The 12,480-nt window shown below is 72.2% G+C and carries 10 protein-coding genes and 1 riboswitch; of the genes, 9 read left to right on the forward strand and 1 reads right to left on the reverse strand.

Annotated elements, in window-relative coordinates:
- Positions 1–4: 4 nt before the first annotated feature.
- The 8 genes from F0U47_RS04895 to F0U47_RS04930 all read left to right on the forward strand — a co-directional run bounded on the left by F0U47_RS04895 (position 5) and on the right by F0U47_RS04930 (position 10,293).
- Entirely contained in the window at positions 5–1,087 is a 1,083-nt protein-coding gene (locus F0U47_RS04895) for an MBL fold metallo-hydrolase (RefSeq protein ID WP_149749218.1), read from the forward strand.
- Positions 1,088–1,094: 7 nt separating this feature from the next.
- Positions 1,095–1,203, forward strand: a riboswitch (TPP riboswitch).
- A complete protein-coding gene (locus tag F0U47_RS04900; RefSeq protein ID WP_149749219.1) occupies positions 1,197–2,246 on the forward strand; it encodes a thiamine ABC transporter substrate-binding protein in 1,050 nt (349 codons plus the stop codon). It overlaps the preceding riboswitch by 7 nt.
- A 4-nt stretch (positions 2,247–2,250) precedes the next feature.
- On the forward strand, positions 2,251–3,918 hold the full coding sequence (locus tag F0U47_RS04905; RefSeq protein WP_149749220.1) for an ABC transporter permease: 1,668 nt from the start codon (positions 2,251–2,253) through the stop codon (positions 3,916–3,918).
- Entirely contained in the window at positions 3,918–4,934 is a 1,017-nt protein-coding gene (locus tag F0U47_RS04910; RefSeq protein ID WP_188111174.1) for an ABC transporter ATP-binding protein, read from the forward strand. Before F0U47_RS04905 ends, F0U47_RS04910 begins: the two co-directional genes overlap by 1 nt.
- Before the next feature lie 10 nt (positions 4,935–4,944).
- A complete protein-coding gene (locus F0U47_RS04915; protein ID WP_246159454.1) occupies positions 4,945–6,141 on the forward strand; it encodes a phosphatase PAP2 family protein in 1,197 nt (398 codons plus the stop codon).
- 191 nt (positions 6,142–6,332) lie between these two features.
- A complete protein-coding gene (locus F0U47_RS04920) occupies positions 6,333–7,586 on the forward strand; it encodes a C40 family peptidase (RefSeq protein ID WP_149749221.1) in 1,254 nt (417 codons plus the stop codon).
- 33 nt (positions 7,587–7,619) lie between these two features.
- Positions 7,620–9,620, forward strand: coding sequence for an acyl-CoA dehydrogenase family protein (locus F0U47_RS04925; RefSeq protein ID WP_149749222.1), 2,001 nt, complete (start codon positions 7,620–7,622; stop codon positions 9,618–9,620).
- On the forward strand, positions 9,613–10,293 hold the full coding sequence (locus F0U47_RS04930; protein WP_188111175.1) for a class I SAM-dependent methyltransferase: 681 nt from the start codon (positions 9,613–9,615) through the stop codon (positions 10,291–10,293). Before F0U47_RS04925 ends, F0U47_RS04930 begins: the two co-directional genes overlap by 8 nt.
- 106 nt (positions 10,294–10,399) lie before the next feature.
- On the opposite strand, the gene F0U47_RS04935 is transcribed toward F0U47_RS04930, so the two are convergent.
- Positions 10,400–10,888: an inorganic diphosphatase gene (locus tag F0U47_RS04935; protein ID WP_149749441.1), complete on the reverse strand. Its 489-nt coding sequence runs from the start codon at positions 10,886–10,888 to the stop codon at positions 10,400–10,402.
- 105 nt (positions 10,889–10,993) lie between these two features.
- Between F0U47_RS04935 and dacB the strand changes: the two genes are divergently transcribed.
- Positions 10,994–12,469: a D-alanyl-D-alanine carboxypeptidase/D-alanyl-D-alanine endopeptidase gene (gene dacB, locus F0U47_RS04940; RefSeq protein ID WP_188111176.1), complete on the forward strand. Its 1,476-nt coding sequence runs from the start codon at positions 10,994–10,996 to the stop codon at positions 12,467–12,469.
- Positions 12,470–12,480 lie beyond the last annotated feature (11 nt).

Below are 12,480 nucleotides of genomic sequence, written 5' to 3' on the forward strand. Positions count from 1 at the left end.
CGGGATGACCTCAGGAGTCAGCACCGGCCTCGCCGTCTCGCCCGACTCCGGCGAGCACTGGGCCGCCGAGGGCGCCTGGGAGGTGGCGCCGGGCATCCACCGGATCCCGCTGCCGCTCCCGATGGACGGCCTGAAGGCGATCAACGTCTACGTCGTGCAGAGCCCTGACGACGAAGACGGGCTGACGCTGATCGACGGTGGCTGGGCGATCCCGGTCGCCCGGGAGCTGCTCGACAAGTGCCTGCGCTCGATCGGCTCCGGGTTCGGTGACATCAAGCGGTTCCTGGTGACCCACATCCACCGCGACCACTTCACGATGGCGACCGTCCTCGGCCACGAGTACGGCGCCGACGTCGCCCTCGGTCTCCCCGAGAAGCCCGGGCTCGACCTGCTGCACGCGGCCGGCCGCGGCGAGCTCGGCGGCGGGAACCCGTTCAGCAGCGTGCTCCGCTCGGCCGGCGCGATCGAGGTCGCCGAGGCGTGGGAGCTGGGCCGCCGGGTGGAGGACCTCCCCGACCCGGTCGACTGGGCCTACCCCGACACCTGGCTCGACGGCGACGTGACCGTCGAGGTGGGCAGCCGCACGATCGACGCGGTGCACACGCCCGGCCACACGCCGGGGCACTACGTCTTCGCCGACCGCGCGGACGGGCTGCTGTTCGCGGGCGACCACGTGCTGCCGACCATCACGCCGTCGATCGGGTTCACGGTGCCGCCGGAGCCCGACCCGCTCGGCCACTTCATGGCCTCGCTGTCGAAGGTCCGCGCGCTGCCGGACCTGCGGATCCTGCCCGCCCACGGCCCGGTCGCGCCGTCCTCCCACGCCCGCGTCGACGAGCTCCTCGCGCACCACGAGCAGCGCCTCGAGCAGTGCGCCCGGTCGCTGCGGTCGCGCGGGCCGTCGGTCGCCGCCGCCGTCGCCACCGACCTCGGCTGGACCCGCCACGAGCGCTCCTACGACGAGCTCGACCTCTTCAACAAGGGCATGGCCGCGATGGAGACCAAGGCCCACCTCGACCTGCTCGTCGCCCGCGGCCAGGCCACGTGCACCGGGACCGGCGACGGGGACGTCTACACCGCGGACTAGTCTGGCCCGGAACAGACAGGGGAGCACGACCAGCGTGCTGAGAGTGCGGCCGTAGCCGCAGACCCTCCGAACCTGCTCCGGCTAGCACCGGCGAAGGGAGTCCGCACCCATGCGTATCCGTCCTGCCATCGCCCTCTCGGCGGTCGCGCTCGTCAGCGCCGGCTGCTCGCTCGCGACCGAGAACGACGACGACAGCGCAGCAGCACCGGGCGAGTGCGGCGAGGTCGTCCTCGTCACCCACGACTCGTTCAACCTCCCGAAGAAGGTCGTCACCGCCTTCGAGAAGGACTCCGGCTGCACGGTGCAGCACAGCCCGGCCGGCGACGGCGGCGAGCTCACCAGCAAGCTGACCGTCACCAAGGGCGACCCGATCGGTGACGTCGCCTTCGGCGTCGACAACACCTTCGCGGGTGCCGCGCTCGAGGAGGACGTGTTCGCGCCGTACGACGCGGACCTGCCGGCCGGCGCCGACCAGTACCTCCTCCCCGGCGACGACGACCGCATGCTGACGCCGATCGACAACGCCAGCGTCTGCGTCAACATCGATCGGACCTGGTTCGCCGACAACGGGATCGAGCCGCCGACCGGACTCGACGACCTCACCGACCCCACCTACCGCGACCTCTTCGTCACGCCCGCGGCGACCACGAGCACGCCCGGTCTCGCGTTCCTGCTCGCCACCATCGGTGCGTACGGCGACGACTGGACCTCCTACTGGGAGGACCTGGTCGCCAACGGTGCGAAGGTCGTGAAGGGCTGGGAGGACGCCTACTACGTCGACTTCACCTTCTCCGGCGGCGACCGCCCCATCGTCCTGTCCTACGACACGTCGCCGGCCTACACCGTCGCGGGCGGGAAGTCCTCGACCGCGGCGCTGCTCGACACCTGCTTCCGCCAGGTCGAGTACGCCGGCGTGCTGGAGGGCGCCGCCAACCCCGAGGGCGCCGAGCGGGTGGTCGACTTCCTGCTCAGCCCCGAGGTGCAGGCGGCGTTGCCGTCGAGCATGTACGTCTTCCCGGTCGATGCCGATGTGGAGCTTCCGCCGGAGTGGGCGGAGTTCGCCCAGCAGCCGGCGGAGCCGATCGAGGTCGCTCCCGAGGACATCGCCGACCACCGTCGTGACTGGCTGACGGAGTGGACGGACATCACCTCCGGGTGACCGGATGAAGAGGGTCGCCGGCCTCTTCGCGCTGGCCGCGGTGCCGACCGCGGTCCTCGCGGTCTTCTTCCTGCTCCCGGTCGCCGGGATGCTGGAGCGCGGGCTCTGGAGTGACGGCGACCTCGACCCGGGTGCGCTCCTCGACGTGCTCGGCCGCGAGCGCACCGGGAAGGTCGTCTGGTTCACGCTCTGGACGAGCACGGTCTCGACGGTCGTCGCCGTCGTGCTGGGCATGCCGGCCGCCTACGTGCTGCACCGGCTGGCCGTCCCGCTGCGCGGCGCCGTGCGGGCTGCGCTGCTGGTGCCGTTCGTGCTGCCGACCGTCGTCGTCGGCATCGCGATCCGGGAGCTGGTCGCGCCGTCCGGACCGCTCGGGTTCCTCGGGATCGACGGCACGCCGGTGGCGATCCTGATCGGGCTGGTGTTCTTCAACGTGGCGGTGGTCATCCGCACCGTCGGCACGGCGTGGGAGAGCCTCGACCGGCGGCCCGCCGACGCTGCAGCGGCGCTGGGCGCATCGCCGCTGCAGGTGCTCGCGACGGTCACGCTGCCGGCGCTGCGGCCTGCGATCGTGTCGGCCGCCGCCGTCGTGTTCCTGTTCTGTGCGACCGGGTTCGGCGTGGTGCTCCTGCTCGGCGGCACCCGCTACGCGTCCGTCGAGACCGAGATCTACCTGCTCACCACCGGCGCGCTCACCGGCGCTGTCGAGTACCAGGCGGCCGCAGCCCTCTCGCTGCTGCAGCTGGCCGCGGTCGTCGTGCTCCTGGCGGTCGCGGCGCGCCTCCGCGCCGTACCGGACCCGACCGTACGACGCGCGCGGCCCGCTCCCGCCCGCCCCCGCATCCACGACACGCCGGCCCTCGTCGCGACCGGGCTCGTGCTGCTCGCGATCGCCCTCCCCGTCGTCACCCTCGTGGTCGGCTCCCTGCGCCGGGACGGCGCGTGGACGCTGGTGCACTACCGCGCGCTCCAGGGGGCCGGGGACGCCGGCGGGAGCGGCGTCGGCAGCGGGCTGCTGCGGGTGCCGGTCAGCGAGGCCCTGACCAACTCGCTGCGGATCGCGGTCGACGCCACCTGGATGGCGCTGCTGCTGGGCCTGCTGGTCGCGATCGTGGTCACCCGGCGCGCACGCAGCCGCACCGAGGCGTCGGTCCGCAACGCGTTCGACGGCCTGTTCATGCTGCCGCTCGGCGTCTCCGCCGTGACGCTCGGCTTCGGGTTCCTGATCGCCCTCGACGAGCCGCCTCTGGACCTGCGGTCGAGCCCACTGCTGGTGCCGATCGCCCAGGCCCTGGTGGCGCTCCCGCTCGTCGTCCGCGTCCTCGTGCCGGTCCTGCAGGGCATCGACGACCGGCAGCGACAGGCGGCCGCCTCCCTGGGAGCCGGGCCGCTCCGCGCCGTCCTCACCGTCGACGTACCCGTCCTCTGGCGGCCCCTCCTCGCCGCTGCCGGCTTCGCCTTCGCCGTGTCGCTCGGGGAGTTCGGGGCGACCTCGTTCATCGTGCGGGCGGACGTCCCGACGCTGCCGGTCGTGATCTACCGCCTGATCGGCAGTCCCGGCCCGCTCAACTACGGCACCGCCATGGCAGCGTCGGTCGTGCTCGCCGGCGTGACCGCGCTGGTGATCCTGCTGGTCGAACGGCTGCGCGTGCCCGGAGTGGGGGTCATCTGATGCTCACCGTCGAGGGGCTGACCGTGACGTTCGGCCATCACGCCGCCGTCGACGACGTCGACCTGCACGTCGACGACGGACACGTCCTCGCCGTGCTCGGCCCGTCCGGCAGCGGCAAGTCGTCGCTGCTGCGGGCGATCGCGGGCCTCGAGCCCCTGCACGCCGGCGCCGTCCGGTGGGACGGCGAGGACCTCGCCAACGTGCCCACCCACCGGCGCGGGTTCGCGCTGATGTTCCAGGACGGCCAGCTCTTCGACCACCTGACCGTCGCCCGCAACGTCGGCTACGCCCTGCGGCTGCGCGGCGTCGGCCGGGCCGCTGCGCGGTCCCAGGTCGACGAGCTCCTCGACCTGGTCGGCCTCGGTGGCTACGCCGCGCGGATGCCGCGGACCCTGTCCGGAGGGGAGCGCCAGCGGGTCGCCCTCGCCCGCTCGCTGGCGGCCGAGCCGCGGCTGCTCCTCCTCGACGAGCCCCTCTCCGCGCTCGACGCGGAGCTGCGGGTGCGGCTGGCCGCCGACCTGCGGCGGATCCTGCGCGAGGCCGGCACCACCGCGCTCCTGGTCACCCACGACCAGGAGGAGGCGTTCGCGATCGCCGACCGGCTCGCGGTCATGCGCGACGGTGCCGTCGTCCAGGAAGGCAGCGCCGAGGAGGTCTGGGCCCGTCCGATCGACGCCGCGACCGCGCTGTTCCTCGGCTACGCGCGGGTGCTCACCGGTCGAGCCGCCGAGCTCGTGCTGGCTGCCGCCGGACGTCCGGCAGCACCTGCGATCGCCGTACGTCGATCGGCGCTGGCCGCGCGCCGCCCCGACGCCTCGGGTGCCGGGGGACTGACCGCCGTCGTACGCGCCGTCCGGGCGACGCCCGACGAGGTTCGGCTGGTGGTCGACGTCGACGGGATCGGAGAGGCCGACGCCGTTGGCGCGCCCGGGTGGCTGCCCGTGCCCGGCGACCCGGTGGCGCTGCGGGTGGACCCCGCGCGCCTCGCGGTCCTCCCGCCCGGAAGCAACCCCTAAACTCTCCCGGGTGTACCGCCGCGCCTACAGCCTCCTCATCGGCACGGCGGTCGCGATCTGGGCGGCCACCGTCTTCGTGTCGTTCGCCTACGACCGTCGGCCGATCGAGCCGGAGGGCAAGCTTCTCGGCCCGTCGCTGACCTGGCTCCTGGAGATGCTGGGCGCGGTGCCGACCAGCATCGCGTGGCTCAACGTCGTGCTCGTCATCGACGTCCTCCTGCGCGCGGTGACGGTGCTGCTCGCAGCGCTCGCGGTCGACCTCGGGGTCGGCACCCTCCTCTCGAGGCGCGGGGAGCTGTTCCGCCGCAACGGACGGGACGAGGAGGAGTCGACCTACGCGCTGTTCCGCCGCGGCGTCCGCGACCGCTGGCGGACGAGGTGGACCCGCGAGCGCACGACGCTCGTCGTGATGGGCACCTTGTGCTTCTACATGACCTACGTCTGCTACCGGAACCTGAAGTCGAACCTCCCGTTCGTGCGGCCGGATCCCGACCGCGACCCGGGCACGACGAGGGCGCTGTCCTACGACCGTGAGCTGCACGTCATGGACCGGGTGCTGTTCTTCGGCAACGACCCGTCCGACGTGCTGCACACGGTCCTCGGCACCACGTTCAGCGCCCACATCCTGTCCCAGATCTACCTGACCTACCTGCCCCTGGTGATCACCCTGGTGATCGTCTGGCTGGTCTGGTCGCGCAACGTGTCGTTCGGGTACTGGTTCGTCACCTCGCAGGTCGTGGCCTGGACCCTGGGCACGCTGTCCTACTACCTGCTGCCGACCCTCGGTCCGGGCATCGAGTACTACCCGGAGTACGCCGACCTCGCCCACACCCCGACCACCGATCTGATGAAGTCGATCACCGACGGCCGCGCGGGTGTCCTCTACGACCCCACCATCCAGGACGCCCTCAACTCCGTCGCCGGCTTCGCGAGCCTCCACGTGACCATCACGATGCTGTGGGCGCTGATGGTGCAGTACACCGTGCGGTCGAAGGTCCTGCACTGGGTGTTCTGGGTCAACTTCGGCCTGACCGTGATCGCCACGCTCTACTTCGGCTGGCACTACGTCGCCGACGACATCGCCGGGGTCGCGATCGCGATCTTCTCCTTCTACGTCGGCGCGATCGCGAGCGGCCAGAAGTTCGACCGCGGGATGACGTCGCACCCCACGACCACCACCTCCAAGGTCCCCGTCGACCGGTCCTGATCGCGGGGCGTCGGCGCTCGGCCGAGAACTACATCGTTGTAGTTCGCAAGCCGACACGCCGGTGGCTCCTGAGAAAACTGAGATTTTTGTTTCCTTTGTGACGTAAGCGCACTAGCGTGCTTCGAGTTGCGCGGGTGACGGTGAAGTCGATCCGGGCAACTCCGCTGCCGTCCATCCGGAGGAGACCTCCTGTGCGCCGCCCCGTGATCGGGACCGCCCTGCTCGCCCTCGTGCTGGTGACAGCCCCGGCGAGCGCCGACCCCACCGACCCGGCGCCGTCGAGAGGCGACGTGCGGAAGGCCGAGCGCCGCGCCCAGGGCGCCGCCGCCGACGTCGACTCGATCCAGGCGCAGATCGACGCCGCCAACGCGAATCTCGAAGCCGCGGCGGTCGCCGCGCAGCAGGCCGCCGAGGCCTACAACGGCGCCCGGTGGCGGCTGCAGGAGGCGCGGAAGGCCGAGCGCCGGGCGGAACGCGCGTCGCGCCGCGCCGACCGGGAGCTGGGTCGCGTGCGGGAGGACTACCGGGACACCCTCCTGACGACCGCGGGCAGCAGCCCGGACCTCGACGCGTTCAACGCGGCGCTCGACTCGGACGGGTTCTCCTCGCTGCTCGACCAGCGCAACGCGGCCGACATCGTGCAGGGGGAGTTCGAGGAGGAGCGAATCGCCTTCGAAGCCGCCGCCGACGACGCGGAGGACGCCGAGCAGGTGGCCGAGGACGCAGCGAGCGACGCGGAGGACGCCGCCGCCGACGCCCTGGTCGCGAAGCAGGACGCCGAGGCCGCCGTCGCCGCGGCCGCCACCGCTGCCCAGAGCGTGACCGCCGAGAAGACTCGGCTGCTACGCCGCCTGGCCCGCCTCGAGGGCATCAGCATCGAGCTCGCCGAGCAGCGCCAGGCCGCGCTCGAGCAGGAGGCGCTGGAGCAGGCCGCGCTCGAGGCGCAGCACGAGCAGGCTCCGGGTCCCGAGCAGCCCGCGCCGCAGCAGCCCACGCCCGAGCAGCCCACCCCTGAGCAGCCCGACGACACCGAGCCGTCCGACCAGGACGACCCGGTGCCGGCACCCCCGCCGGCCGACGAGGGGGGTGCCGCGGCGGCCGTCTCGTTCGCCCGCGACCAGATCGGCGAGCCCTACGTCTGGGCTGCCGCCGGCCCCGACGCCTGGGACTGCTCCGGCCTCACCATGGGCGCGTGGAACGCAGGCGGCAGGTCCCTGCCGCACTACTCGGTCGCGCAGTACGACCAGTCCTCGCCGATCTCTGCGAGCGACCTGCGTCCCGGGGACCTGGTGTTCTGGGGCTCCTCCAGCAGCTCGAGCTCGATCTACCACGTCGCGCTCTACGCCGGCGACGGGCTGATGATCCACGCCCCGCGCACCGGTCGCCCGGTGACGGAGGAGTCGATGTACTACTGGATCCCGCCCAACTTCTTCGCACGGCCCTGACGCGGGGGTAGGTCGCGTCGGTAGGTTGCCTGCATGGCCAGCGAGGTGCAGGAGCCCACGACCACACCCGAGTCGGACGAGTCGCCGTACGGCGAGCTCCAGGTCGACCTCCCCGCATTGACGGCGCTCCTCGACGGGCCGTACGCCGAGATCCGCGCGATGGTGCGCGAGGGGCTCGTCGAGTACGCGTCCGTGCTCGAGGACGCGGAGACGATGACGCGCGACGAGTTCCGTGACCGGGTCCGCGACGTCGTCGTCGAGCTGGCGGCGACCGGCCAGACCGGCATGGGCTTCCCGAAGGAGTACGGCGGCGGGGGCGATATCGGCGCGTCGGTCGCGGCCTTCGAGACGCTGGGGTTCGGCGACCTGTCGGTGCTGGTGAAGGTCGGGGTGCAGTTCGGGCTGTTCGGCGGAGCGATCCTCCAGCTCGGCACGCAGCGGCACCACGACGCCTACCTCGCCGGCCTGGTCAAGGGCGACATCCTCGGCTGCTTCGCGATGACCGAGACCGGCCACGGCAGCAACGTGCAGGCGCTGGGCACGACCGCGACCTACGACCCGGCGACGCAGGAGTTCGTGATCCGGACCGAGACACCGTCGGCCACGAAGGACTACATCGGCAACGCGGCGAAGCACGCCCAGCTCGCCGTCGTGTTCGCCCAGCTGGTCGTGGACGGCGCGACCCACGGGGTGCACGCGCTCGTCGTACCCCTGCGCGACGGCGACACGGTCCTGCCCGGGATCACCATCACCGACGACGGTCCCAAGATGGGCCTCAACGGCGTCGACAACGGCCGGATCGCGTTCGACGGGGTGCGGGTGCCGCGGGACGCGCTGCTCGACCGGTTCGCGCAGGTCACCGAGGACGGCGAGTACGTCAGCGAGATCGACAACGCGAACCGGCGCTTCTTCACGATGCTCGGCACGCTGGTCCAGGGCCGCGTCTGCGTGGGCGCCGCCGGTCTCAGCGCCTCCAAGGTGGCGCTGACGATCGCGGTCGAGTACGCCCTGCGCCGCCGCCAGTTCGAGGCGACGGAGGACGAGCGGGAGGAGCTGCTCCTCGACTACGGCATGCACCAGCGCCGCCTGCTCCCGCTGCTCGCGCGGACCTACGCCCTGCACTTCGGGCAGCAGGTCCTCTCGTCCCGGCTGCACGACGTCTTCTCCGGGATCACCACCGACGAGGTGGCGCGGCGCCAGCTCGAGTCGCGGGCCGCCGGCACCAAGGCGCTCGCCACCTGGCACGCCACCCGCACGATCCAGGAGTGCCGCGAGGCGTGCGGCGGGGCGGGCTACCTCGCGGAGAACCGGTTCGCCGCGCTCAAGGCCGACACCGACGTGTTCACCACGTTCGAGGGCGACAACCACGTCCTGCTGCAGCTCGTCGCCAAGGGGCTGCTCACCGACTACGCGAGCGACTTCTCCGACCTCGACCAGTTCGGGATGGTGCGGTTCGTCGCGGGTCTCGCGGTCGAGACGGTGCTGGAGCGCTCGCGAGCCCACAAGCTGCTCGAGCAGCTGCGCGACGCGTTCGGCGGCGACAAGTGGGACCAGGACACCGGGCTGCTCGACCCGAACTACCACCGCGCGATGTTCGAGTTCCGCGAGGAGCACATGATCGGCGGAGTCGCGCGCCGGCTGAAGCGCGGCATCGACGCTGGGATGAACCCGGGCGAGGTCTTCTCGCGGGTCCAGGACCACGTCGTCGCGGCTGCGCACGCCCACGTCGAGCGGCTGGTCCTCGACGCGTTCCTCGACGCGGTCGACGCCCAGCCCGAGGGCGAGCTCAAGTCCGTCCTCAACCTGGTGTCCGACCTGCACGCGCTGTCGTCGATCGAGGCCGACCGGGGGTGGTTCATGGAGCACGGCCGGCTCACGTCCCAGCGGTCCAAGGCGATCTCCCGCGAGGTCAACATCCTGTGCCGCCAGGTCCGGCCCCTGGCCGGCGACCTGGTGCGCGCGTTCGGCGTGCCGCGCGAGATGCTGCGGGCGGAGAGCCTGTTGTCGTGGGGCGAGGAGGATGGCCGTGGTTGACCTGCGCGCGCGGATCCCCGGTCTGGGCGGGTGGTCCGACGACCCGCTGTGGGCGAGCGTCTACGACTGGACCGTCGAGCACCGCCGGCTGGGAGGCCTGGCCTGGCGGGTCGGCATCCAGAGCGACCTGCAGCGGCTCTACGACGCCGCGGCCGAGATCGGCCGGCAGCCCTGGGGCGCGCGGGTGCTCGACATCCCCTGCGGGGGCGGGGTCGCGCTGCGCGGCCTGAAGCCCGGCCAGGGCGTGGAGTACGTCGCCGCCGACATCGCGCAGGCCATGCTGGACCGCACGATGCGGGCTGCCGAGAGGCGCGGCGTGGCGGATCAGGTGCTGCCCAGGCTCGCCGACGTCGGCGACCTGCCGTTCGCGGACGCGGAGTTCAACCTCGTCGTCTCGTTCACCGGGCTGCACTGCTTCCCCGACCCGGCGCGCGCGGTCGTGGAGATGGTGCGGGTGCTCAAGCCCGGTGGGGTGTTCACCGGCAGCGCCCTGCTCAACGACAGCGGCATCCACCACGAGCCGATGCGCCGCATCGGCCGGATCGCCGGCCTGCTCGGGCCGGGTTGCACCGGCCCCCAGCTGGTCAGCTGGCTCGAGGCACAGCTGATGGCGGACGTCGTGCTCGAGCGCAGCGGCGCGATGGCCTACTTCCGCGGGATCAAGCGCGGGTAGCCGCTGGTTGAGGTGCGACGAGCGTAGCGAGGAGCCTCGAAACCAAGGCACCGGTGGTTTCGAGGCTCGGCCGCGGGCGGCCTCGCACCTCAACCAGCGGTGCTGCTCAGTGGCCGCTTGTCTTGTGACGCTCGAAGGACGCGTTGATCTCGAGCTCGGCCTCGGTGCGGCCGACCCAGTCGGCGCCCTCGACGGACTTGCCGGGCTCGAGGTCCTTGTAGACCTCGAAGAAGTGCTGGATCTCGAGGCGGTCGAACTTCGGGACGTGGTTGATGTCGCGGATGTGCTCCATCCGCGGGTCGCTGGTCGGGACGCAGAGGACCTTGTCGTCCCCGCCCTTCTCGTCGGTCATGCGGAACATGCCGATCGCGCGGCAGCGGATGAGGATGCCGGGGAATGTGGGCTCCTGCAGCAGCACCAGCGCGTCGAGCGGGTCGCCGTCCTGACCGAGGGTGTCCTCGATGTAGCCGTAGTCGGCGGGGTACATGGTCGAGGTGAAGAGGAAGCGGTCGAGGCGCATCCGACCGCTCTCGTGGTCGACCTCGTACTTGTTCCGGCTCCCCTTGGGGATCTCCACGAGGACGTCGAACTCCAGCACTTGTTCCTCCGCTCCGCAGGACCCGCGGGAGGGCCCGTTTCCACGACGGGGGACATCCTCCCGCAGAATGTGCCCGAACGCGCAGTCGAGAGGGGTGAGATCGTGGCCCAGCGTGACCTGGACCACAACCGGGCGTCCCTCGTGGGCTGGGTGTCGGCCGCGCTGGCGCTGCTCCTCGTGGTCGGCGTCGTGGGCTGGCAGCTCGGCTGGCTCGACCGCTTCCTGGACGGCGACGGGGACCGGCCGGTCGACCCGGCGGCGATCGCACCCCCGTCCGAGGTCGACGTACCTCCGGTGCGCCGTCCGCGTCCGGTCGCGCCGCCCGCCGACGGCTCGGTCCGGCTCGATCCCGCCGCCGTGCAGGCCGCGATCACCGGCTACCTGCGGGACCGCGACCTCGGTCGCAACGTGCTCGCCGCGGTCGCGCCGCTCGAGGGCGCGTTCGACGGCTTCTCCTACGGCTCCTCGACCGCAAGGCTCGCGATCCCGGCGTCGACGACGAAGATCGTCACCAGCGCGGTCGCGCTCTACCTCCTCGGCCCCGACCGCGTCTTCGAGACCCGGACGGTGCTCGAGAGCGGCGGTGGCACCCCACGCCTGGTCCTGGTCGGCGGCGGCGACCCGTTCCTGCTGAGCAGCCCGAAGGCCCAGTGGGGCACCAGCACCGCCGCGACCTTCGCGGCGCCGAAGTCCGACGTGGTCGCCCTCGCGCGGCAGACGGCGCGGTCGCTGCGCGCCGACGGCGTACGCCGGGTGCGGCTCGGCTACGACGACTCGCTGTTCAGCGGGCCGACCGAAAACCCGCACTGGCGTCCCGACTACGTGCCGGACGACATCGTCTCCCCGATCACCTCGCTGTGGGTCGACGAGGGCCGCGACCCGATCGGCTACGGCAGGGTGGCGGACCCGTCCCTCACCGCCGCCCAGGTGTTCTCGAACGCCCTCTCCGCAGCCGGGGTCTCCATCGTCGGATCGCCCACGGCGACGGTCGCCGAAGGCGGCGCACCCGAGATGGCGGCGGTCGCCTCCGCGCCGCTGGCGCAGATCGTGCAGCGGATCATCGAGGTCTCCGACAACGAGGCGTCCGAGGTGCTGCTGCGCCACATCGGCATCGCCGAGCAGGGAGAGGGCTCGTTCAGCGGCGGCCAGCGGGGCGTCGAGCGGGCGCTCGCCGCCAACGACATCGAGATGCGCGGCAGCGTCCTCTACGACGGCAGCGGCCTCTCCCGCGAGAACCAGATGTCGCCCCAGCTCCTGCTCGACGTCATCCGCTGGGCAGCGTCCGACGACCAGCCCGACCTGCGGTCGGTCATCACCAGCCTCCCGGTCGCGGGCTTCACCGGCTCGCTCGCAGACCGGTTCGACCAGGCGGCGGCCGAGGGCCCGGGGCGGGTCCGCGCCAAGACCGGCACCCTCACCGGCGTGACCTCGCTCGCCGGCATCGCCGTCGACATCGACGGTTCGCTCCTGGTCTTCGCGATGCTCGCCGACAAGGTCCGCCGGAACCGCGCGGAGCTCGCCGAGGTCGCGATGGACAACGCCGCCGGCGCCCTCGGCGCCTGCCACTGCGCCCGATGACCCGGCGCCGG

The organism is Nocardioides antri, from assembly GCF_008373765.1.
Lineage (GTDB): Bacteria > Actinomycetota > Actinomycetes > Propionibacteriales > Nocardioidaceae > Nocardioides > Nocardioides antri.

What these genes read in the sequence shown, in the direction of transcription:
- F0U47_RS04895 (WP_149749218.1), top strand. Translation starts at nt 5, where the DNA reads ATGACCTCAGGAGTCAGCACCGGCCTCGCCGTCTCGCCCGACTCCGGC.
- F0U47_RS04900 (WP_149749219.1), top strand. Translation starts at nt 1,197, where the DNA reads ATGCGTATCCGTCCTGCCATCGCCCTCTCGGCGGTCGCGCTCGTCAGC.
- F0U47_RS04905 (WP_149749220.1), top strand. Translation starts at nt 2,251, where the DNA reads ATGAAGAGGGTCGCCGGCCTCTTCGCGCTGGCCGCGGTGCCGACCGCG.
- F0U47_RS04910 (WP_188111174.1), top strand. Translation starts at nt 3,918, where the DNA reads ATGCTCACCGTCGAGGGGCTGACCGTGACGTTCGGCCATCACGCCGCC.
- F0U47_RS04925 (WP_149749222.1), top strand. Translation starts at nt 7,620, where the DNA reads ATGGCCAGCGAGGTGCAGGAGCCCACGACCACACCCGAGTCGGACGAG.